Consider the following 21,879-nt stretch of genomic DNA (forward strand, 5'->3'; position numbering starts at 1 on the left):
TTGCGGCCGGCATCAGCTTTCGAAAATCGTACCCGTCTTGGCCGCCCGGGCACGGTCGCGGGCGAGCGTGGCGATCGCGGTGTCCTGCACGCCGGTGCCGGTGAGGTCGGCGATGGTGATGTCGCTGGCCGAACGGCGGCCATGTCTATCGCCGGCGATGATCTGGCCGAGCTCTGTGATCTCGGCATCGGCTGCCATCACCCCCGTCGCGATGGCATGATGCAATTCGCCCAGCAGCCGCGTCTGCTTCGAGCTGTCGGCGACGTAGAGATCGGCCATGCGCAGGATCGCCGGCGCGATCTCGTTCTTGTGCTCGGCGTCCGAGCCCATAGCGGTGATGTGCTGGCCGGCCGAGACGAAGCCGGCCTTGATCAGCGGTTCGGTCGACGGCGTCGTGGTGACGATGATGTCGGCGCCGGCCGTCGCCGTGGCCGCGTCGGGCTCGGCGCGCACGACGATGCCCAGTCTTTCGCGCAATGCATCCGCCGCGGCTTCGGCCTTGACGGCGTCCCTGGCCCAGATGCGGGCCTCGGCGATCGGCCGCACCAGCATAAGCGCCTCGAGCTGCAGCCCCGCCTGGACGCCGGCGCCGAAGATCGCGGCGACAGAGGAGTCGGTTCGCGAAAGATGTTTCGCCGCGACCGCTCCGGCCGCCGCCGTGCGGACATCGGTAAGATAACCGTTGTCGAGCAGCAGAGCCTCGACCAGCCCTGTTTTTGACGACAGCAGCACCATCATGCCGTTGACGCTGGGCAGGCCGAGCTTCGGATTGTCGAAGAAGCCGGGACTGATCTTGATGGCAAAACCGTCGATCCCTGGCACATAGGCGGTCTTGACGTCGACCTCGCCGCGATGCTCGGGAATGTCGAGCCGCAGGATCGGCGGCATCGCCACCGGCAAGGTGGAAAGCGCTCGGAACGCATTTTCGACGCAGGCGACGGCATCGAGATCGAGCTTCACCATCGCGCGCAATTCGGCTTCGGTCAGTATCGTCATCCGGCTCATGCGGCGCTCTCCTCAATTGCTTCGCCACAAACGACTTTCCTGTGCAGTGTCATGTCGATGTTGCGGCCCGACAGAACGAGCACAGTGGGGCTACTCGCCCTGGCCTTGCCGGCAAGCACGGCGGCGATGCAAACCGCGCCGGCACCTTCGACGATCTCGCGCTCCTGTTCATAGGCGTGGCGGATGCCGGCGGCGATCTCGTCCTCGCTGAGCAGGATAACATCGTCGAGCAGGTCGCGGCACATCGAGAAGGTCAGCCGGTTGTCAAGCCCGATGCCGCCGCCGAGCGAATCCGCCAGCGTCGGCAGTTCCTCGACCAGAACCGGATGTCCGGCATCGAGGCTTGCCTTCATCGCCGCACCCCGCGTCATCGAAACGCCGATGACTTTCGTGCCGGGGCTGACGGCCTTCACAGCAGCGGCGACACCCGCCGCCAGCCCGCCGCCGGACAGCGGCACCAGCACCAGGGCGGCGTCCGCAACCTGCTCGATGATTTCCAGCCCGAGCGTGCCTTGCCCGGCGATGATATCAGGATGGTCGAAGGGCGGCAGCATGATCAGACCGTCTTCCGCGACCAGCCGGTCGACCTGCTGCTGCGCATCGTCCTGGCTGTTGCCGACGATGCGGATCTCGGCACCGAGCCGGCGGATTTCGTCGAGCTTGTTCTGCGGCACCAGTCGCGACATGCAGATCGTCGCGCGCATGCCTTCGAGCTTTGCCGCATGAGCCAGCGCCCGGCCGTGATTGCCGGTCGAGGCGGCGACCACGCCGCGCGCCTTCTCCTCGGCGTTCAGCGAAGCGATGGCGTTCGAGGCGCCGCGCAGCTTGAAGCTGCCGGTGGCCTGCCGATGTTCGAGCTTGAGATAAACAGGCGCGCCCAAGTGCCCGGAAAGACTCGGGGAAAGCACGGTCGGCGTGCGCTCGACCTTGCCGGCGATGCGATCGCGGGCTGACTGGATATCGGCGAGGGTGATGGGCGCAGGTGTCATGGCCTCATTGTCCCAAAGGCAGCGTCATCAGACGGCCGAATTCGGCGCGCCGCTCGTCGTCACCGCAAAGCCGCAGGCAGTTCCAGGCCGTTGCCTGATTGCTGGTGACGACCGGGCGGCCGATCGCCTCCTCCATGCCGACGACGGCAAGTGCTGCCCGCAGCGCCGTGCAGGAGACGAACAGTGCGTCCGCTTGCGCGTCGGTCGTCTTGGCTGCCAGATCGACCAGCGTGGCCGGTGCAATCCGCGCCATCTCGCGGTCGTCGTCGAAGCCGAGACAGGTGAAGCTGGCGATCTCGAACCGGTGCGCCGCGAAATAGGCGGCCATCGGCCGGCTGGTCTCGACGGTATAAGGAGTGAGAATACTGATCGTCCTGGCGCCCAGCGCTTTCAAGCCGCGCACCCCTGCCATCGGCGGCGTAACCACGGGTACGCCCGGCTTGGCCGCCTGCACCGCCGCCTCGATTTCGGCATCGCCGATGACGACTGAGGCCGAGGTGCAGGAATAGCAGACCGCGTCGAGCGGCTCATCAGGCAGGATGAGCGCGGCGCCCGCCGTCAGCGACGGCTGCATCTTGCGCAAATTGTCCGGCGTCGTCGGATTGGCATAGGGGATGCGCGCGACATAGACGCCGATCCGGTCGCCTGCCACCATGCGGCGAAAATCCGGTTCGGTCGTATGGTCGGTGGCAAGGATGATCAGGCCGACGCGCTTTTCCAGCGGACGCGCGTCGAGCGCCGGCCGTGTCGAGTGCAAGCGGATGTCGACTGGAGCGGTCACCATGCGCTCCTTGCCAACGGTTTGGTCGAAGGAACTGTCATTTTTCAATGCGCCCGTAGCGGCGTTCCAGCCAGCGCAGCAGCACGACCGAGAACAGGCTGATGACGAGGAAGAAGGCGCCGACCAAGGTCATCGGCTCGACATAGCGGTAATAGGTGTTGGCGACGCTCTTGGCCTGGTTCATCAGTTCCAGCACGGTGATCGCCGACAGCAGCGGCGTCTCCTTGAACATGGCGATGAAGTAGTTGGCAAGCGCCGGGATCATCGGCGGGATAGCCTGCGGCATGATGATGTGGGTCCAGGTCTGCCTGGCGTTGAGATTGCAGGCCTTGGCGGCTTCCCACTGGCCGCGCGGCACATTGTCGATGCCGGCGCGATAGACCTCGGCCGTGTAGGTGCCGTAATGCAGCCCGAGGCCGATGACGCCCGCCACCAGAGGCGGCAGCAGGATACCGATATCCGGCAGCACGTAGAAGATGAAGTAGAGCTGCACCAAGAGCGGCGTGCCGCGAATGAACTCGGCGAGGAAGCCGACGCTGCGCGACAAGCCCTTGTTCGGCGAGCGCCGCGCCAGCGCGATGGCCAACCCCACGATCGCGGCCAGGACCGAGCCGAGCAGTGTCGCCAGGATGGTGATCTTCACGCCCTCGATCAGGGTCGGCATGATCTCCCAGACGAAATTCCAATCCCACTCCATTATGAGGCCCGATCCATCAGACGCGCACCCCGTCGAGGCCGCGTGCCATGCGGCGTTCCAGCGAACGCACCCCCCACGAAATGATCAGCGCAAGGCCGAAATAGATGACGAGAATGGTGGTGAACGGCACCAGCGTGTTGCCGGTCTGCGAGCGCACGACCTGGGCCTGGAAGGTCAGGTCGGTGAGCGAGATCAGCGAAACCACGGCGGTGGCCTTGAGCAATTCGATGGCGTTATTGCCGAAGGTCGGCAGCATCACCAGCAGCGCCTGCGGCAGGATGACATGGCGCATGGCTTGCCAGCGGCCGAGATTGACCGCGGTGCAGGCCTCGTACTGTTCGCGGCCGATCGACTGGATGGCGCCGCGCACCACCTCCGCGCCGTAGGCGCCGACATTGAGGCCAAGCGCCAGCACGCCGGCCTGCAGCGGCGTCAGCGAAATGCCGATGAACGGCAGCACGAAATAGGCCCAGAACAGCTGCACGAAGATCGAGGTGCCGCGGAAGAATTCGATGTAGGCGGTGGCCAGCGCCCGAATTGCGAAAAAACGCGACAGCCGCCCCAGCCCAGCGAGAAAGGCCATGATCAGGGCAAGCACCGACCCCATCAGCGTCAGCTCGATGGTAACAAGCGCTCCCTGCAATATCAGGCCGAAATAGCCGGACCATTGGGTCATTAACTAAGCATTTCTCCGCTTGGCGATTATTACAGAAGGTCGGCGCTGCCCCTCACCCGCCTGCCGGCACCTTCTCCCCGTATAGGGACGGGGAGAAGGGTGAAGCTCCAACGTTGGCGCCCCCTCTCCCCGTTCTTCACAGGGGAGGGTAAGGGTGAGGGGCAACTTTTTACTTCGCCGAGCAGAGCTTGTCGCGGCTCGTCGACATCGCCGCCGCGGCCGAAAAACCGTAGGGCTCAATGATCTTGGCGAATTCGCCGGACTCCTTCAGCTTGGCCAATTCGACGTCATAGGCGTCGCGCAGCGCCTCATCGCCCTTCTTGAACGCCGCGCCGTCGCAATAGACCGGCGCGCCGACCACCGGCGCGACGACTTCGAGGTTCGGATCGTTGGCCTTCTTGACCAGATCGTTGATCGACAGCACCGGCAGGGAATAGGCGTCGATGCGGCCGTCCTGCAGCATCTTCAGGCCGCTCTGGCCATCCGGCACGACGATGACGCGGTCACGCGGCACGCCGGCAGTGAGCGCCAGCTTCTCCTCGGTGCCGCCGCCCGGCGCCCCGATCGTTGCGGTGGCATCCTTGGCGACATCCTCATAGCTCTTGAGGCCCTTCGGGTTGCCCTTCTTGACCAGCATTGCCTCGGCGTCGCACAGCACCGGCTCCGAATAAGCGACCGCCGCGCAGCGCTCCGGTTTCATGAACAGGCCGGCGGTGACGACGTCGAAACGGCCGGCCTGCAGGCCGGGGATCATCGCGCCATATTCCGAGATCGAGGCGACGATGTCGTTGACACCAAGACGCTTGAAGATTTCACGGGCCACATCGGGCGCCGCACCCGAGACCTTGCCGTCGGCAGCAACCGCCGTATAGGGCGGCTCGTTGGCGATGGCGACACGGGCGAAGCCCTGTGCCTTGAGCTCTTCGAGCTTGCTGTCGTCGGCCGATCCCGCGGTCGAAGCGGCCAGGATTGCGGTCAGTGCAACACCGGCGACGCCGGCCAAAATGCCAAGTTTCTTCATTGTTCCCAACTCCTTGTTTCTCTTTTGGTTTGGTCGTTCTACGGGACGGCTTCGCCGCCCTGGGAGGACGGCGCTGCCGCCTCAGACATGGCAGTCAGACGCGATGTCCGGCCGCGATGATCTTCTTCAGGAAAGCTTGCGTACGCTCCTGCTTGGGGTTGCGGAAAATCTCGTCCGGCTTGCCTTCCTCGACGATCTTGCCGCGGTCGAAGAACAGAACCCGGTCGGCGAAATCATGGGCAAAACCCATTTCGTGGGTGACCAGCAGCATGGTCATGTCGGTCTCCGAGCACAGCCGCCACAACACGTTCAGCACCTCCTCGACCAGTTCCGGATCGAGCGCCGATGTCACCTCGTCGAACAGCATGATCCTGGGCTGCAGCGCCAAGGCGCGAGCGATGGCAACGCGCTGCTTCTGGCCGCCGGAAAGCTGCGCCGGCATCGCTTTCGCCTTGTCGGCCATGCCGACCATGTCAAGCAGTTCCATCGCCCGCTTTTCGGCGGCGGCGCGCGGCATGCCCTTGGTCAGGATCGGCGCCAGCGTGACGTTGTCGATGACGCTCTTGTGCGGAAACAGGTTGAACAGCTGGAAGACCATGCCGATCTTCTGGCGCATTCTTGCCAGATGCCGTTCGTCGGCGGGCAGCAACTGGCCGTTGCGCTCCATGTGGTAAAGCTGCTCGCCGTCGATCTGGATGTGGCCGCTGTCGATCCTCTCCAGCGTCATCAGGATGCGCAGGATCGTCGTCTTGCCGGAGCCGGATGGGCCGATCAGCGCCAGCTTCTCGCGCGGCATGACCTGCATCGACAGTCCGTCCAGCACCTTGAAGGTGCCGAAGCTTTTCGAAATGGCGTCGATCTTGATTATGGGCGCGGACAAAGAATTCCCCCGTGCTGGAGAAGCTGTGCCTTAACGATGCTGAACGCGCCAAATCATGTCAATCAGGAAAATAAACTCATGACAATGTTTCTGGCTCCGCAGAGTTTCGCGGCAATGTCTGCCTAGATCGCCAGCAGCAGATGCTCCGGGTCGCCGAGCAGAAGCTTGGTGACAACACTGAGGCCGGCGCGCAGTTCACCCTCGGTGGTCGAGCCCAGCGAGATGCGCACTGCCGGCTGCCAGGGCGCCGCCGAAATGCGAAACGATGTGCCTGGTGCGATCGCCACGCCCTGCAGGCGGGCCTGTGAGACGAAGCCCTCCTCGGCGCGGTCGCCGGGCAGTTCCAGCCACAGATGCAGCCCGTCACGATGGACGCGGTAGTCGACCCCGGCAAGCACCTGGGCGGCAATCTCCTGCCGCCGCCGCAGCGCCGACCGTTGCCAGCGGACGAGTTCCATCGCCGTGCCGTCGGTCACCCATTTTGTCGCGATCTCCGCCACCATCGGCGTCGCCATCCAGTTGGAGACGAGATGCCGGTTGGCGACGGCAGCGACATAGCGGTCGGGCGCCGCGAGATAACCGATGCGCAGGCCTGGCAGTACGATCTTGGTGAAGGAGGTGACGTAGAGCGTGCGCTCGGGCGCGAAGGCGGCGACCGGCGGCGGACGGCCCTCGACGAGCGGCCCGAGCACGTCGTTCTCGATGATGGCGATGTCGTGCCTGCGCGCCACCGCAGCGATCTGCTCGCGCCGCGCGGCATTCATCAATGTTGCAGTCGGATTGATCACCGAGGGCTGCACGAACACGGCGCGGATGTCGGAAAGCCGGCACGCCTCGTCGAGCGCCTCCGGGATCAGGCCGTTGTCGTCGATCGGCAGACCCTCGAGGTTGAAGCCGAGATAGCGCGCCAGCGGGATCAGCGTGTGATGGCCGATCGCCTCGGTGGCGACGGTCGAACCCGGCGGCGCCACGCTCATCAGCGCCACCGTCATGCCGGCCGTGGCACCGTTGGTCAGGCTGACATTCTGCGCCGACACGTCGAGACCGCACAGCCGCAGCCATTCGACCGCCACTGCACGGTGGCGCGGAAACACCATGTTCGGCCGGAACGACAGCGCCGAGGTCGACGGCAGGTTCTCGGCGAGCCAGCCCAGCGCCTGCTTCAGCCGCTCCAGATGCATCGGCTCGCAGACCGGCTTCAGGATCGACAGGTCGATGACCTCGCCAAGGCGCTCCGGCAGATAGGGCGGCTCCGGCTCGCGGCGCTGCGTCTGCACGAAGCTGCCGCGGCCGATCTCGCCCGAGACCAGGCCCCGGCGGATCAGTTCTTCATAGGCGCGGCTGACTGTCTGCACCGAAAGCTTCAAATCGTCGGCCAGCCGGCGATGCGTCGGCAGCCGCGCGCCGTTGGCCAGCCGCCCGTCATGAATGGCGCGCGCGAACTGGTCGGCGAGCGATTGATAGGCCGGCCGCCGGATGAGCGCGGGATCTGGGCGCCACAATGTCATGACATATTAGAGATCGAAATCAGTGCAATTGACAATCGAAATAATGCGCCGTCATGGTGTCGCGGAAAAAAGTGGACGCTCATGGCCGCATTGAAACTGGATCAGATCGACCTCAAAATCCTCGACGCGGTTCAGCGCGACGGGCGCATCACCAAGCTGGCGCTCGCCGACAAGGTCGGCCTGTCGCCGACGCCGTGCTGGATGCGGTTGCGCAAGCTGGAAAAGGCCGGCATCGTCGCCGGCTATCACGCCAAGGTTGCAATGCGCGCCGTCGCGCCGGTCGCCATCGTCCTGATGGAGGTGACGCTGGCCAGCCACCGCCAGGCCGATTTCGACCGTTTCGAGCGCGTCATCCGCGACGTCCCCGAAATCGTCGCCTGCTGGTCGGTGGGCGGCGGCGTCGACTATCTGCTGAAAGTGATGGCGCGCGACATCGACGCCTACCAGCGGCTCGTCGACGCCCTGCTCGAACGCGAGATCGGCATCGACCGCTACTTCACCTACATCGTCACCAAGACGGTGAAGGAGGAGGTCGCCTTGCCGGTGGCGGATCTGTTGCCGACGCCGTCGTGAGGTCTGAGCAAATCGCAAAGAGCCCCCTCATCCGGCCGCTTCGCGGCCACCTTCTCCCCGGCGGGGAGAAGAGAAAGGTGCCGGCGCTGCGATCTCCTCTCCCCTCGGGGGAGAGGTCGGATTGCCCCGAATTGCCCTTTGCAATTCTTTTGGCAATCCGGGTGAGGGGGCACTTCCTCGATGAGATAGCCCAGCCTATAAGCTGAACAGATTGTCTGCCCGAGCAGCCCAATAGAGACAATCTCTCTACGCGTGCGCTCCGAAACAGCCTCTCTGTCTGCGCCGCGCGCATAGTCTCTCCGCATCACTCCGAAACCGGGAGACCTCGAACATGTCCGCGCATTTTGCCCGCCCACAACGCCACGAAGCGCTTGACCGGCTCGCCGACCGCCGGCTGCTGCGCCAACTCGCCTATGTCGACGGCCACTGGACGGCGAGTGAAGCCGCCGAGAGTTTTGGGGTGGCCGACCCTGCTACAGGCGCCACCGTTGCCTGGGTTGCCGCGCTCGATGCCAGGCAGACGAGCAAGGCGATCGACGCGGCGTCGCGCGCCTTTCCCGCCTGGCGCGCGGCTCTCCCACAGGAACGCGCAAGAATCCTGCGCAAATGGTTCGATCTGATCATCGCCGCCAAGGACGATCTGGCGCTGTTGATGACGCTCGAACAGGGCAAGCCTCTCAAGGAATCGCTTGGCGAGATCGACTACGCCGCCTCCTTCGTCGAATGGTACGCCGAGGAGGCAAAGCGCCTCAACGCCGAAAGCGTCACCAGCCATTTGCCAAACGCCGAGATGATGGTGCGGCGCGAACCGCTCGGCGTCGTCGGCGTCGTCACGCCGTGGAATTTTCCGGCGGCCATGCTGACCCGCAAGGCTGCGGCCGCGCTTGCCGCCGGCTGCACCATCGTCGCGCATCCTTCGTCGGAAACGCCGTTGTCGGCACTGGCGCTGGCCGAACTCGGCGAACGCGCCGGCCTGCCGGCTGGCGTCTTTAACGTACTCACCGGCAAGGCTTCGACCATCGTTGGGCTGATGTGTGAAGATCCGCGCGTCCGCGCCATGAGCTTCACCGGCTCGACCGAGATCGGCAGGCTGATCGCCGCGCAAAGTGCGCCGACGATGAAGCGGCTGGTCATGGAGCTTGGCGGCCATGCGCCGCTGATCGTGTTTGCCGACGCCGATTTCGACAAGGCGGTGACCATCGCCGTCGACGCCAAATTCGCCACTTCCGGCCAGGATTGCCTCGCCGCCAACCGCATCTATGTCCAGCGTCCGATCTACGATCGTTTCTGCGCCGCTTTCGCCAGGCGCATCGAGGCGCTGCGGATCGGCAATGGCCTGGCCGGAGACACCGACATCGGGCCGTTGATGCATGAGCGCGGTGTCAAGAAGGTCGAGGAGCAAGTCGCCGATGCGCTCGCCCATGGCGCGCGCTGCCTCACCGGCGGCGGCAGACATCCGGCCGGGCCGCTGTTCTACCGGCCGACCCTGCTCGCCGATGTCACCGACGATGCGCTGATCATGCGCGAGGAAACTTTTGGTCCGGTCGCCGCGGTGACGACCTTCGACAGCGAAGACGAGGTCATCGCCCGCGCCAACGCCACCGAATTCGGGCTCGTCGCCTATGTCGTCACCGAGAACGGCGGCCGCCAATTGCGCATGGGCCGCGCGCTCGACTACGGTATGGTCGCCATCAACCGCGTCAAGATCACCGGCGCGCCGATCCCGTTCGGCGGCGTCAAACAGTCCGGCATCGGTCGCGAGGGCTCGCGCCACGGGCTCGAAGCCTTTACCGATCTTAAATATCTCTGCCTGGACGTGGCGTAAGGTGTATCGACATTCAGGTGATGCCGGTCTGCAAATGGCGGCGTCCTGCGCTTCCGGTGCTCCGTATGAAAAGTACGCTCCGCTCCGGTTCTCAGAAGCCACTTCGACTCGGCCTAGCCTGAATCTCGACACACCTTAGGCCGCGTCGGGACCATCTTTCACCAAGGAATTAAAAAAATGCTCGACCAGTCCAACGAACTCGCCGCCTGGGACCGCGACCACTTCTTCCACCCCTCGACCCATATGGGCACGCATGCACGGGGTGAATCGCCGACCCGCGTCATCGCCGGCGGCGAAGGCGTCACCATCTGGGACAATAACGGCCGCAAGAGCATCGATGCCTTCGCCGGGCTCTATTGCGTCAATGTCGGCTATGGCCGCCAGAAGATATCAGACGCCATCGCCGTCCAGGCCAGGAACCTTGCCTATTACCACGCCTATGTCGGCCACGGCACCGAGGCGTCGATCACCCTTTCCAAGATGATCATCGACCGCGCCCCGCAAGGCATGTCGAGGGTCTATTTCGGCCTCTCCGGTTCCGACGCCAACGAAACCAACATCAAGCTGATCTGGTACTGCAACAACGTGCTCGGCCGTCCCGAGAAGAAGAAGATCATCTCACGCTGGCGCGGCTATCACGGCTCCGGAGTCATGACCGGATCGCTGACCGGGCTCGACCTGTTCCACAACGCCTTCGACCTGCCGCGCGCGCCGATCCTGCACACCGAAGCGCCCTACTATTTCCGCCGCGCCGACCGCTCGATGAGCGAGGAACAGTTTTCCCAACACTGTGCCGACAAGCTCGAAGAGATGATCCTAGCCGAGGGCCCGGACACGGTCGCCGCCTTCATCGGCGAGCCGATCCTCGGCACCGGCGGCATCGTGCCGCCGCCCGCTCTGTACTGGGAAAAGATCCAGGCGGTTCTGAACAAATATGATGTGCTGCTGGTCGCCGACGAAGTGGTCACCGGCTTCGGCCGGCTGGGCACCATGTTCGGCTCCGACCATTACGGCATCAAACCCGACCTGATCACCATCGCCAAGGGCCTGACCTCGGCCTATGCGCCGCTGTCGGGCGTCATCGTCTCGGATAAGGTCTGGCAGGTGCTGGTCCAGGGCTCCGACAAACTCGGCAGCTTGGGCCATGGCTGGACCTATTCGGCGCATCCGATCTGCGTTGCCGCCGGTGTCGCCAACCTGGAACTGATCGACGAGATGGACCTGGTGACCAACGCCGGTGAGACCGGCGCCTATTTCCGCGCCGAACTGGCGAAAGCCGTCGGCGGCCACAAGAATGTCGGCGAGGTGCGCGGCGACGGCATGCTGGCGGCAATCGAATTCGTCGCCGACCGGGACGACCGCGTGTTCTTCGATGCCGCGCAAAAAATCGGGCCTCAGGTCGCGACCGCGCTTGCCGAGCTTGGCGTCATCGGCCGCGCCATGCCGCAAGGCGACATTCTCGGCTTTGCGCCGCCGCTATGCCTCACCCGCGAAGAGGCCGACATCGTCGTGTCGAAGACGGCCGATGCGGTGAATGGCGTGTTTGCCAGCATCTAATTATCGACCTTGGTGCCGCCGCTCATCCGCCTGCCGGCACCTTCTCCCCGTGAACGACGGGGAGAAGGGACAAGCTCCAGCGCTGGCGACCCCCCTCTCCCCGTTGTTCACGGGGAGAGGGTAAGGGTGAGGGGCAGCGCCAACCTGGAATATCTGGAAGCAACATCAATGACCTCCAAAGCGCTCCCCGCCACCATGGCCGCCGTGCTTCTGACCGGTCACGGCGGGCCGGAAAAGCTTGTCTATCGCACCGATGTGAAAGTGCCCTCTCCCGCCCCCGGCGAGGTTCTGGTCAAGGTCACGGCGTGCGGCATGAACAACACCGATGTCTGGGTGCGCCAGGGCGCCTACGGCACGGAAGAAGATGCTGCCGCCGTGTCGACCTGGCGGCGTCAGGGCAATACGCTGACCTTCCCGCGAATCCAGGGCACCGACACCGTCGGCAACATCGTTGCCGTCGGCGAGGGTGTTTCTTCGGCCCGCATCGGCGAGCGGGTGATGGTCGATTTCTCCATCTACAACCGCGACGATGATTCACTCGCCGACATCGACTATATGGGCCATGGCCGCGACGGCGGCTATGCCGAGTTCCAGACCGTGCCGGCCGAGAATGCCCATGTCGTCGCCACCGACCTGACCGACGTCGAGCTCGCCACCTTCTGCTGCGCTTACCTTACCGGCGAACAGATGCTCGAACGCGTCGCATTGAAGGCCGGCGAGCGCGTGCTGGTCACCGGCGCCTCGGGCGGCGTCGGCTCCGGTATCGTGCAGTTGGCGCGGGCGCGCGGCGCCATCCCCTATGCCGTCGTCGGCAAGGGCAAGGAACAGGCGGTGCTCGCCATCGGCGCCGAGGCGGTGATCACCCGTGGCGTCGCCGATCTGCCCGCCGCCGTCAACGACGCAACCGGCGGCCAGCCGATCGACGTGGTTGCCGACCTCGTCGGCGGTGCGATCTTCAACGACCTGTTGCGCATCCTTCGGCCCGAGGGTCGCTACACCACCGCCGGCGCGATTGCCGGCCCGGTCGTGCAACTCGATCTGCGCACCATGTACCTCAAGCAATTGCAGCTGCACGGCTCCAGCCAGGGTACGCGACACGATTTCCGTCGTATCGTCCGCTACATCGAGGAGAAGAAGATCCGGCCGCTGGTCGGCGGTGTCTACAAGCTGTCCGATTTCCACCGTGCCCAGGCGGATTTCATTGCCAAGGATTTTGTCGGCAAGCTGGTGGTCGTTCCGGATGCCGTTGCGGATCGCCGATAAGATGAAGCACGTAGTCTCTGCATAGAGAATTTGGTTCTTTGACTGAGCCTGAAAAGGCCGTGGGTGGTCGCTGCCCGACCAGACTGCAGCCGATCTCCAACGCTGGCGATTGGCATAAGCCTTCGCATTCCAGCTAGTTTCCGTCCATAATGCTGCGGCTCAGAATAAAAGCGCTCTGTAGCGATCCTTCGCGCCCCCCTCTGTCCTGCCCTCTTTGCCAAAGTTTGGCATCTCCCCCACTTGGGGGGAGATTGGCAGCTTCGCGGACAGCGTCCCTTTTGCAAGGTTGATGGTTGGCGAAATCAGTGATCAAGGCCAATCTCCCTCCTTGTGGGGGAGATGTCCCGGCAGGACAGAGGGGGGCGCTGTCCCTCCACGATCAAAGCGTTCTGCACCGCAGCAGCGCTCCGAGGTAACGGAATGGGTCCCAGGGTCTGCGCGCAAAACCATTCTGATTTGGCCGCACGACGGCAACAAGGATTCCTGAACCTCTCCTGCGGCGTTATAAGTTTTTCGCAATTTTCTTATAACGCCGCTTGCGGTCGACCGTCTTCATGTCAGGCGGCTCCAGTTAGCGGCTCCAGTTATAAGAAAAATTCGGTTCTCTTATAACGGCATGATCTCGAGCGACGGGCGCCACTACAGGACCTGCTTGACCGCGGCTTCAAGCGATCTTTCAAACGCGTCGATCACCTCATCGACCTGGGGCTCGGTGATAATCAGCGGCGGGCAGAAGGCCAGTGCATCGCCCATGTTGCGCGAGATGACGCCGTTCTGCTGCATGAAACCGTTGACGAGCCCGCCCAGTGCGCCGGCCGTCTCCCACGGCGTCTTGTTCGCCTTGTCGCCGACCAGTTCGACCGCCGCGATCAGGCCGACGCCGCGCACCTCGCCGACAAGCGGGTGCGAAGCGAGCTTGCGCAGCCGCTTCTGCATATGCGCGCCGACCGTGCGCGCATTGCCGACGAGATCGCGCTCCTCGATCAGCTTCAGGTTCTCCAGCGCGACCGCCGCCGCAACGGGATGGCCGCCGCCGGTGAAGCCGTGGCCGAAGGTGCCGATGCGATTGCTTTCGTCGGCAATCGGCTCGAAAACCTTCTCATTGATCAGCAAGGCCGAGATCGGCAGGTAGGACGAAGAGATCTGCTTCGACAGCACCATGATGTCGGGCCTGATGCCGAAGGTCTGCGAGCCGAACATTTCGCCGGTTCGGCCAAAGCCGCAGATCACCTCGTCGGCGACGAGCAGGATGTTGTATTTCGACAGCACCGCCTGGATCTTCTCCCAGTAGCCTGCCGGCGGCACGATGACGCCGCCGGCGCCCATGATCGGCTCGCCGAAGAAGGCAGCGACGGTTTCCGGTCCTTCGGCCAGGATCAGCTTTTCCAGATCGTCAGCAAGCCGGCTCGAAAACTCTCCTTCGCTCTCATTCGGCAGCGCCTCGCGCCAGTGGTGCGGCGTCGAGGTGTGCAGCACATTGGCGATCGGCAGGTCGAAGGAATTGTGGTTGTTGGGCAGCCCAGTCAGGCTCGCCGAAGCAATGGTGACGCCGTGATAGCCGCGAATGCGGCTGATGATCTTCTTGCGCGCCGGCTGGCCGAGCGCATTCGACCGGTACCAGATCATCTTCATGGCCGTATCGTTGGCCTCGGAGCCGGAATTGGTGAAATACGCCTTGCTCATCGGCACCGGCGCCATCTGCACCAGCTTCTCGGCGAGATCGATCAGCGGCGAATGCGATTTGGAACCGAAGTCGTGATAGTAAGGCAACTTGGACATCTGGCGCACCGCAGCGTCGACCAGCCGCTTCTCGGAGAAGCCGACCGCGACGCTCCAAAGCCCGGCCATCGCCTCGATATAGCGGTTGCCGGCGAGATCCTCGACATAGATGCCGTCGCCCTTCTCGATGACCAGTGGCCCTGCTTCCTCGTGCTTGCGGGCATTGGTGTAGCCGTGCATGTGGTAGCTGATGTCGCGGGCTTCGGGAGAATTCGGTCGAGCGTCCATGATGGCTCCTGTCCTGCATGCCGGGACGTGCGTCCTGCCGCCGTTCGGCGTGCGCATCGGCCTCTGGATTAATGCTGTTTGCTGCATCCGTTTCTTGTAAGGGTGTCAAGACCTTTCGGAAGGGCCGGCGGATGGACGAAAGACATGCAGAATTTCAGCTTCGGGGCTGCTGAACGCCGGAACCTGCGCCAAGGCGGCTGTGCGCATGGCCAAGACCTGATTCCCGAACGGCTCACCAGCAGGCACAACAACAAGGCTGAGGTGGCCTGATCGTGGACCATGTCGACTGCATCGTTGCCGGCGCCGGCGTTATTGGCCTCGCGATCGCGCGAGAGATGGCGCGGCGTGGCATGGACACCCTGATCCTCGAGGCCGAGAACGCCATCGGCACCGGGACCAGTTCGCGCAATTCCGAGGTCATCCATGCCGGCATCTACTATCCGGCCGGATCGCTGAAGGCCCGGCTCTGCGTGGCAGGCCGCGAAAGGCTCTACCGTTATTGCCAGGAGCGGGCGGTGCCGCATGCGCGCTGCGGCAAGCTCATCGTCGCCACGGATGCCGAACAGGAGCCGATGCTCGCTTCGATCCTGGCCAATGCCGCTGCTTGCGGCGCGGGCGATTTGACGCCCTTGACCGCAGCAGAGGCGCGCAGGCTGGAGCCCAAGCTGCGCGGCACGGCCGCGCTTTTGTCTCCCGCCACCGGCATCATCGACAGCCACGCGCTGATGCTTGCGCTGCTGGGCGACGCCGAGGAGCACGGGGCGGCGCTCAGCCTCAACACCCGCATCGCCTCGGGCGCCATTGAAGGTGGGCGCATCGTGCTCGACACGATCGACAGCACCAGCGGCGAGCGCTTTAAAATCGCCACCGCGCGCTTCGTCAACGCCGCCGGGCTCGGCGCCACGGCACTTGCCGGCTCGCTTGACGGGCTCGACCGGCAATTCGTGCCAGAACTTCGCTACGCCAAGGGCAATTACTTTTCGGTCGCCGGCCGGGCGCCGTTCTCGCGGCTGGTCTATCCCGTGCCCGAACCCGGCGGGCTCGGCGTCCATCTGACGCTCGACCTCGACGGCGTCGCCCGCTTCGGGCCTGACGTCGAATGGACCGATCAACTCGACTATCGCGTCGATCCAATACGTGGCGAGCGCTTCTACGACGAGATCCGCAAATACTGGCCGGACCTGGCCGATGGCAGCCTGCGGCCGGCCTATAGCGGCATCCGGCCGAAGCTCTCCGGTCCCGGCGAAGCCAATGCCGACTTCGTCATCCAGGACGCGGCGGTGCATGGCGTGGAGGGCCTGGTCAATCTGTTCGGCATCGAGAGCCCCGGCCTGACCTCAAGCCTGGCGATCGCCGACCATGTCGCCCAGCGCCTCGCGCCGAAGGCGGCTAGCCGAGGGCGACCCGCGCGAGCGCGCCCGCTGCCAAAGGCATAATCCAAACGCCCGTAAGCCATCCATAAGCCGGGATCGCGGAACCTCGGTCCGACGATCACCGGGACCATCGATATGAAGATCCGTTTCGAAGCCATACCGAACCCAAGCTGCCGGTTCGAGATCTGGGACAATGAGACCGGCGAGCCCGTCGTCCATCACGATCGGCTGCTGACTTTCGCCTCGGCGAAGTCGGCGGCAAGGATCGCCGACTTCCTCAACGACAGCCGCAGCCACCGGCGCCGCGCCCGCACCGCCGAATGGCGCGTTGCGGATCGCGATCTCGGCTGGGGAGGATGATCGCCAGGCTGCTCCACCTTGCGATCAGCATGGCGGAGCTTGCGGCTCGTCTTCCAACGAAACTTGGCGCAGGATCGAACGCTTTGCTACCGAGCGTCGGAGGAGTTTCGCCATGACCGATGAAGCAAGCCGCGAGCCGGCGCGTGATCCCCAGGATCTGGAGCGTCTGCTGATCTCCCGGCAGTGGGTGGGAGACATCGACGGCATGGCCGCGCTTTTTGAGCCGCATGCCGTCGTCGACAGCGGTGACGGGCGACTGACGCGTGGCCGCGAAGCGATCCGGGCACTCTTCGCCGACATCACCGCAACGGGCCGAAAATATGCCGCCGGAAATCAGGCTCCGGCTGTTGTCAGCGGAGATTTGGCACTGACGTCAACCCATCTTCCCGATGGCACCGTAACCGCCGAGGTCGCCCGCCGCCAGGGCGACGGGACATGGCTGTGGGTCATCGATCGATTCTCCGTAGCGTAGCGTCGGCCCGGATGATCCCGGAAATCGATTTTCGCTGGGAATCATGCGCAAACCAAGTGCTCGCGCGTCCGGGCGTGCGGCCCTGTAGCGCAAAGGAGTGACTCCAGTACGGTTGTGGATTCGAAGTTCCTGAACGCCGATGCCGTCGATCGAGCAGGAACTTCAAATCTGTTTATGATGCATCAGTGCGCCGTCTGAGAATGGTCGCCGCCCGGCTGCGAAATGCCGCCCAGCGCTTCGCCGGCCCAGGCGGGCTCGCCGTTCGTGGCGAGGTCGCCGAGCGAGACAATGCCAACCAACCGCCGGTCGCGGCTGATCACCGGCATTCGCCGCAGTTTGAGATCGCGCATATTCTGAAGGACATCGCCGACTTCCTGGTCGTCAAAGCAGCACTGTACCTCCGCGCTCATCACATCCCTGATCTTGGTGTCGGGACCTCTGCCCTCCGCGATGCCACGGACGGCAATGTCGCGGTCCGTGATCATGCCGACCAGCCGCTCATTCTCACCCACGGGCAGAACACCGGCGTCAAGATCGGCCATGGCTCGTGCGGCATCCCGCAAGGACTGGTCCGGACTGGCGACCTGAACTTTCCGTGTCATGCACTCGCTGATTCTCATGGCTTTCTCCTTGAGCTGCAGCGCCCCGCCGATCCTGTGATGAAGGTGTGATCAGGGGAGAATGAACGCCTGTCGGAATCGTTCTATCTTTCGACCGCTCGCGCCAGGATAGGCTCCACCATGGCCATATCCGTGACGGACGGGAACCATAATCCGGGACAATGGTTGTGTGGTCACCAGGTGATCCTCCTCGAGCAAAACGGAAAACGGAAGGAACGATCATGCGCATATTGACGACAATTGCCGCCCTTTCGGGATTGGCCCTGGCGCAGCCGATCCACGCGCAATCCACCGACCCGCAGCTTCCCCAAATCGCACCCCCGGCTCCGGAAGCCCTGCCCGATCCAAGCTTGCCCAACCAAACGCCTGACCAGGCCCTGCCTGACCAAGCCCTGCCGGATCAAGGTTTCACCGACCAGAATTTTACTGGCATTGCCATTGTCGCCCTCGAGGATTTGCCGCCGGAACTCAAGACGCAAGCCGAGGCCGTGATCACCCAGACCAGCGTTGAAGATCTGCTTACTCTGCAGAGCTCGATCGATGCCTCGCCACAGGCAGCATCGGTGCTGGCGGCGAACGGGCTGGATTCGTCGCAGGTTGTTGCCGCCAACATCGACGGCGACGGCATGCTGACTCTGATCATCCAGACAACCACGTGATTGGCGGGCACGTGATTGGCGGGCACCTGATCGGTGGTCCGGGCGTGGCGGGCCGGAGCACTGGGCTTCGGCCCTGAAACCCGGTACAGCGGAGCAGCGTCATGGTCGAAGCCGCAGTTCGCAACTTCACCATCAACTTCGGACCGCAGCATCCCTCTGCTCACGGCGTGCTGCGCCTGGTGCTCGAACTGGACGGCGAGGTCGTCGATCGCGCCGATCCCCATATCGGCCTGCTCCACCGCGGCACCGAAAAACTGATCGAGTACAAGAACTATCTGCAGGCTCTGCCCTATTTCGACCGGCTCGACTATGTCGCGCCGATGAACCAGGAGCATGCGTTCTGCCTCGCCGCCGAGAAGTTGTTGGAAATCTCGGTCCCGAAGCGAGGACAGCTCATCCGTGTTCTGTTTTGCGAAATCGGCCGGCTCTTGTCGCATCTCCTCAACGTCACGACACAGGCCATGGATATCGGCGCGCTGACGCCCCCGCTCTGGGGTTTTGCCGAGCGCGAGAAGCTGATGGTGTTTTACGAGCGCGCCTCCGGCGCCCGCATGCATGCGAATTATTTCAGGGTCGGTGGCGTGCACCAGGACCTGCCTCCGAAGCTCCTGGACGACATCTGGGCTTTCTGCGATCCGTTCCTCAAGGTTTGCGGCAACCTCGACGAGTTGCTCACCGAAAACCGTATCTTCAAGCAGCGCAACGTCGATGTCGGCGTGATCGGCCTCGACGACGCCTGGGCCTGGGGCTTCTCCGGCCCCATGGTGCGCGGGTCGGGCGCGGCGTGGGACTTGCGCAAGGCACAGCCATATGAATGCTACCCCGAGATGGATTTCGACATTCCCATCGGCAAGAACGGCGACTGTTACGACCGCTATCTCGTCCGCATGGAGGAAATGCGCCAGTCGGTGCGGATCATGAGGCAATGCCTGGAGAAATTGCGATCGCCCGAAGGCCAAGGGCCGGTGGCAATTCCGAACCAAAAGATCACGCCGCCGCCGCGGGCGACGATGAAACGCTCGATGGAAGCGACCATCCACCATTTCAAACTCTACACGGAGGGTATTCGCGTGCCCGCCGGAGAAGTCTACGCCGCGGTGGAGGCGCCGAAGGGCGAGTTCGGCGTCTATCTGGTTTCGAACGGCGGCAATACTCCCTATCGGTGCAAGATCCGCGCGCCGTCCTTTGCCCATCTGCAGGCGATGGATTTTCTGTCGCGCGGGCACATGCTCGCCGATGTCGCCGCGATCATCGGCTCGCTCGATATCGTGTTCGGCGAGATCGATCGCTGACGAGGCGCGGGGTGTTTCAGATTTCGAGCAGGGCGTAGGGACGGCCGGTCGGCTTCGCCACGTGCATGGCGACGTTGTAGACCGGGGCACCGCCGGGCGTGCGACCTTCATAGATGCCGCGATGCGCGTGGCCATGCACCACGGCGCTGACCTTGAACCGATCGATCGTCTCCGCCAGCCGCGACGAGCCCAGGAACGGAAAAATCTCCAATGGCTCGCCAGCGACCGTCTCGACCACCGGAGCGTAGTGCAGGACGACAAGCGTACGATTGGTGCGAACCTGCCGCATTGCGTTTTCGAGCCGCATCGATTCGCTGACGCTTTCGGCGACCATCGCCTTGATCGCCGGCTCGCCGAAGGAGCCGAGCATGCGTGATCCAAAACCGCCAATGAACCCCTTCACGCCGACAAAGCCGACGTCCTTGATTTCCGTGGTCTGGCCGTCAAGAAGATGGACGCCCGCCTGCCGAAGGATGTGGGCGACGTCCTCGACCGCGCCGGATTCATAGTCATGGTTGCCGAGCACGGCGACGACCGGGATTGCGCAGGCGCGCAAATCCTCCGCAAGGATTTCGGCCTCACGCGGCTTGCCGAGATTGGTGAGGTCGCCAGTGAGCACGAGGACGTCCGCTTCGCGCGAAACTTCGCCGAAGAGATCACGGCAGGAGGCCTGGGCGTCTTCCCGCACATGCAGGTCGCCGATAGCCGCAATCCTCACGGTGCCGCCGTTCCCAACCCTTGCCGTAGCAGCCTCGTTCCTCTCAGCCATCACGAAATTCTCCTGTTCCGCCGACGCCGGCAAAACCCCACTCCTTGACGTCGATCTCGTAGTCGGTCGGCGAAAGCAGGCGCCCGCGGCAGATTTTCATTCGGGGCGTAGGCAACTCCCGCTGCTTGGCGAGCCGGTCAAGCAATTCGTCGAGCAGCCAGGCGGGAACGTGATCGCGCTCGCTCGGATAGATCCAGCGGAAATTGAGAAGCTGCATCAGCAGCACCTCCCAGTGGACTTCGAGGTAGGAAAGCAGCCGGCGCCAATCGATCTGATCCTGCGCCTTGAGGATGGTATGAGCGATGTCGGCGCCGTCGTGGCGGCTTCTGTCCTGGATGAAGCATTTGGACCAGATAAGCTCGGTCGGACCGACGATCCGCACCTGACTGCCCAGCAGCTCGATTTGCCGCGCATGCTCCAGCCACTGATCGCCGACCGGCATGGTGCCGTTCGCCGATGCGAATATGACGTCAAAAAAATGCGTGCTCTTGAAGACCTTTCCAAGCCACCGGTCGTCCACGATCTCGACCGCATAGCCGGCTTGCTTGAAATGCGCCAGAATGCGCGCGTAGTCGCCGGCCTTGCAGAAAATGTCGAGGTCTTTGGTCTGGCGCGTGACGCCCGTATAGGCGCTCACCGCGTAGGTGCCGGCGACAAGAAAGGGGATGTCCGTTGCGGCGAGTTCGCGGATCGCCTCTGTATAAAAGACCTCGGCCTCGGCGTGTTGAAGCGTCGGCGCCGCTTTCGGATCGATCGTCGGAACGGATGCCGGGATGGCGCCTCCCGTTGGAGAATCGTTGGTCATGAAATCGTCGCTCCGAGGCCCAGCAACCTGCAGCTGTCCGTCTTTTAAACAAAGCCGCCGCCGCATGGTTCCGTTGCCGTCATAAAGCGTAAAATGTGATGGCGGAGCCTTTCTCGCCGCTGGTGAGTTGAAGGTGTGAACAAACCAACTGCACGGAGGCGACCATGGAGGACGGGCGCAAGGCGGTACGCGTCAGACTGAGGGGAAGGGTGCAAGGCGTCTCGTTTCGCGTGTGGACACGGACCGAGGCCGAGAGGCTCGGTCTGTCCGGGTGGGTTCGCAATGAGGAGGATGGATCCGTAACGGCACTGATCGTCGGAGCCGAAGGCGCGGTTTCGACCATGTTGGACCGGTTGTGGAAAGGGCCGACCGGAGCGTCGGTCTCCAGCGTGACATCCCAGGACGTCGATGCCGGCCAGGAGCCGAACGGATTCAGGATCATCGGCTAGGAGTGTGTACCGGCTTGAAGGCCAAGCCTCCGCGACGTTGCCTTGCGCGGGAGCAATCGACAGCCAGCGGTTCCGCAACAGGTCAAGGAAAAGGCGCTTGCGGAGGCAGCGGCTGTCATCGAGGATGACGATAGCTCGATCCTCATGGAAAGCCGCGCCGCCATTGCGGAAGCAGTCCATCGTCGCTACACGGCGCCCGCCGACTGAAATCCGCGCATCCCTGTGGTATCGAGCCTATGGTTCGAGCTTCGCCGATGGCGGATCGCCGTCGAAACGGCCTATCCGCTCATCAACGACC

Annotated in this window: 24 protein-coding genes; 12 read left to right on the plus strand and 12 right to left on the minus strand. The window is 63.7% G+C overall.

Annotation, left to right across the window (positions count from 1 at the left end; translation table 11 throughout):
* Window positions 1-12 precede the first annotated feature (12 nt).
* The 8 genes from eutC to ehuR form a co-directional block, all read right to left on the minus strand.
* On the minus strand, window positions 13-1,005 hold the full coding sequence (gene eutC, locus AC0L2M_RS32615; protein ID WP_473537003.1) for an ectoine utilization protein EutC: 993 nt from the start codon (window positions 1,003-1,005) through the stop codon (window positions 13-15).
* Window positions 1,002-1,994, minus strand: coding sequence for a hydroxyectoine utilization dehydratase EutB (eutB, locus tag AC0L2M_RS32620; protein ID WP_473537004.1), 993 nt, complete (start codon window positions 1,992-1,994; stop codon window positions 1,002-1,004). The genes eutC and eutB overlap by 4 nt, the downstream gene beginning before the upstream one ends.
* Before the next feature lie 4 nt (window positions 1,995-1,998).
* Window positions 1,999-2,778, minus strand: coding sequence for an ectoine utilization protein EutA (gene eutA, locus AC0L2M_RS32625; protein WP_473537005.1), 780 nt, complete (start codon window positions 2,776-2,778; stop codon window positions 1,999-2,001).
* 34 nt (window positions 2,779-2,812) lie between these two features.
* Window positions 2,813-3,472 carry an ectoine/hydroxyectoine ABC transporter permease subunit EhuD gene (ehuD, locus tag AC0L2M_RS32630; protein ID WP_091600368.1) on the minus strand — a complete coding sequence of 220 codons (660 nt, stop codon included), beginning with the start codon at window positions 3,470-3,472 and terminating at the stop codon, window positions 2,813-2,815.
* A gap of 16 nt (window positions 3,473-3,488) precedes the next feature.
* Window positions 3,489-4,148, minus strand: coding sequence for an ectoine/hydroxyectoine ABC transporter permease subunit EhuC (gene ehuC / locus AC0L2M_RS32635; RefSeq protein ID WP_023797849.1), 660 nt, complete (start codon window positions 4,146-4,148; stop codon window positions 3,489-3,491).
* A 169-nt stretch (window positions 4,149-4,317) separates the two neighbouring features.
* Window positions 4,318-5,169, minus strand: a complete 852-nt coding sequence (gene ehuB / locus AC0L2M_RS32640; RefSeq protein ID WP_473537006.1) for an ectoine/hydroxyectoine ABC transporter substrate-binding protein EhuB — start codon at window positions 5,167-5,169, stop codon at window positions 4,318-4,320.
* A gap of 94 nt (window positions 5,170-5,263) precedes the next feature.
* Window positions 5,264-6,049, minus strand: a complete 786-nt coding sequence (gene ehuA, locus AC0L2M_RS32645; protein ID WP_023797847.1) for an ectoine/hydroxyectoine ABC transporter ATP-binding protein EhuA — start codon at window positions 6,047-6,049, stop codon at window positions 5,264-5,266.
* Window positions 6,050-6,171: 122 nt separating this feature from the next.
* Complete coding sequence (gene ehuR / locus AC0L2M_RS32650; RefSeq protein WP_023797845.1) at window positions 6,172-7,557, minus strand: MocR-like ectoine utilization transcription factor EhuR; 1,386 nt, start codon at window positions 7,555-7,557, stop codon at window positions 6,172-6,174.
* Between the two features lie 90 nt (window positions 7,558-7,647).
* Here ehuR and AC0L2M_RS32655 point away from each other — a divergent pair, with 90 nt between their 5' ends.
* From AC0L2M_RS32655 to AC0L2M_RS32670, 4 genes are all read left to right on the plus strand, one after another.
* Complete coding sequence (locus AC0L2M_RS32655; protein WP_473537012.1) at window positions 7,648-8,130, plus strand: Lrp/AsnC family transcriptional regulator; 483 nt, start codon at window positions 7,648-7,650, stop codon at window positions 8,128-8,130.
* Between the two features lie 331 nt (window positions 8,131-8,461).
* On the plus strand, window positions 8,462-9,955 hold the full coding sequence (locus AC0L2M_RS32660) for an NAD-dependent succinate-semialdehyde dehydrogenase (protein WP_473537007.1): 1,494 nt from the start codon (window positions 8,462-8,464) through the stop codon (window positions 9,953-9,955).
* Window positions 9,956-10,132: 177 nt separating this feature from the next.
* Window positions 10,133-11,512 (plus strand): aminotransferase, encoded by a 1,380-nt coding sequence (locus AC0L2M_RS32665; RefSeq protein WP_473537008.1) that lies wholly within the window; start codon window positions 10,133-10,135, stop codon window positions 11,510-11,512.
* A gap of 168 nt (window positions 11,513-11,680) precedes the next feature.
* The gene (locus AC0L2M_RS32670; RefSeq protein WP_473537009.1) at window positions 11,681-12,775 is read left to right on the plus strand and encodes an alcohol dehydrogenase family protein; all 1,095 of its coding nucleotides are present in this window, start codon (window positions 11,681-11,683) and stop codon (window positions 12,773-12,775) included.
* A gap of 639 nt (window positions 12,776-13,414) precedes the next feature.
* On the opposite strand, the gene AC0L2M_RS32675 is transcribed toward AC0L2M_RS32670, so the two are convergent.
* Window positions 13,415-14,782 (minus strand): aspartate aminotransferase family protein, encoded by a 1,368-nt coding sequence (locus AC0L2M_RS32675; RefSeq protein ID WP_128173109.1) that lies wholly within the window; start codon window positions 14,780-14,782, stop codon window positions 13,415-13,417.
* Window positions 14,783-14,926: 144 nt separating this feature from the next.
* On the opposite strand from AC0L2M_RS32675, the gene AC0L2M_RS32680 reads away from it, so the two are divergent.
* The 4 genes from AC0L2M_RS32680 to AC0L2M_RS32695 all read left to right on the plus strand — a co-directional run bounded on the left by AC0L2M_RS32680 (window position 14,927) and on the right by AC0L2M_RS32695 (window position 16,987).
* Window positions 14,927-15,052 carry a hypothetical protein gene (locus AC0L2M_RS32680; RefSeq protein WP_287171130.1) on the plus strand — a complete coding sequence of 42 codons (126 nt, stop codon included), beginning with the start codon at window positions 14,927-14,929 and terminating at the stop codon, window positions 15,050-15,052.
* 2 nt (window positions 15,053-15,054) lie between these two features.
* Complete coding sequence (locus AC0L2M_RS32685; protein WP_128166602.1) at window positions 15,055-16,218, plus strand: NAD(P)/FAD-dependent oxidoreductase; 1,164 nt, start codon at window positions 15,055-15,057, stop codon at window positions 16,216-16,218.
* Between the two features lie 72 nt (window positions 16,219-16,290).
* Window positions 16,291-16,515: a hypothetical protein gene (locus AC0L2M_RS32690; RefSeq protein WP_023797836.1), complete on the plus strand. Its 225-nt coding sequence runs from the start codon at window positions 16,291-16,293 to the stop codon at window positions 16,513-16,515.
* A gap of 112 nt (window positions 16,516-16,627) precedes the next feature.
* Entirely contained in the window at window positions 16,628-16,987 is a 360-nt protein-coding gene (locus AC0L2M_RS32695; protein WP_128173110.1) for a YybH family protein, read from the plus strand.
* Between the two features lie 182 nt (window positions 16,988-17,169).
* Here the strand turns inward: AC0L2M_RS32695 and AC0L2M_RS32700 are convergent, their stop codons facing one another.
* On the minus strand, window positions 17,170-17,607 hold the full coding sequence (locus tag AC0L2M_RS32700) for a CBS domain-containing protein (RefSeq protein WP_023797834.1): 438 nt from the start codon (window positions 17,605-17,607) through the stop codon (window positions 17,170-17,172).
* A 257-nt stretch (window positions 17,608-17,864) separates the two neighbouring features.
* Here AC0L2M_RS32700 and AC0L2M_RS32705 point away from each other — a divergent pair, with 257 nt between their 5' ends.
* Both AC0L2M_RS32705 and AC0L2M_RS32710 read left to right on the plus strand, forming a co-directional pair.
* Window positions 17,865-18,266 (plus strand): hypothetical protein, encoded by a 402-nt coding sequence (locus AC0L2M_RS32705; protein ID WP_287181422.1) that lies wholly within the window; start codon window positions 17,865-17,867, stop codon window positions 18,264-18,266.
* Between the two features lie 101 nt (window positions 18,267-18,367).
* Window positions 18,368-19,558, plus strand: coding sequence for an NADH-quinone oxidoreductase subunit D (locus AC0L2M_RS32710; RefSeq protein WP_128166599.1), 1,191 nt, complete (start codon window positions 18,368-18,370; stop codon window positions 19,556-19,558).
* 16 nt (window positions 19,559-19,574) lie between these two features.
* Here the strand turns inward: AC0L2M_RS32710 and AC0L2M_RS32715 are convergent, their stop codons facing one another.
* Window positions 19,575-20,327, minus strand: a complete 753-nt coding sequence (locus tag AC0L2M_RS32715; RefSeq protein WP_023797831.1) for a metallophosphoesterase family protein — start codon at window positions 20,325-20,327, stop codon at window positions 19,575-19,577.
* Window positions 20,320-21,132 carry a nucleotidyltransferase family protein gene (locus AC0L2M_RS32720; protein WP_023797830.1) on the minus strand — a complete coding sequence of 271 codons (813 nt, stop codon included), beginning with the start codon at window positions 21,130-21,132 and terminating at the stop codon, window positions 20,320-20,322. Before AC0L2M_RS32720 ends, AC0L2M_RS32715 begins: the two co-directional genes overlap by 8 nt.
* Before the next feature lie 164 nt (window positions 21,133-21,296).
* On the opposite strand from AC0L2M_RS32720, the gene AC0L2M_RS32725 reads away from it, so the two are divergent.
* Together AC0L2M_RS32725 and AC0L2M_RS32730 are read left to right on the plus strand one after the other, a co-directional pair.
* Complete coding sequence (locus tag AC0L2M_RS32725) at window positions 21,297-21,581, plus strand: acylphosphatase (RefSeq protein ID WP_023797829.1); 285 nt, start codon at window positions 21,297-21,299, stop codon at window positions 21,579-21,581.
* 42 nt (window positions 21,582-21,623) lie between these two features.
* Entirely contained in the window at window positions 21,624-21,788 is a 165-nt protein-coding gene (locus AC0L2M_RS32730; RefSeq protein WP_023797828.1) for a hypothetical protein, read from the plus strand.
* The last annotated feature ends 91 nt before the right edge of the window (window positions 21,789-21,879 follow it).

The organism is Mesorhizobium sp. WSM4806, from assembly GCF_055811635.1.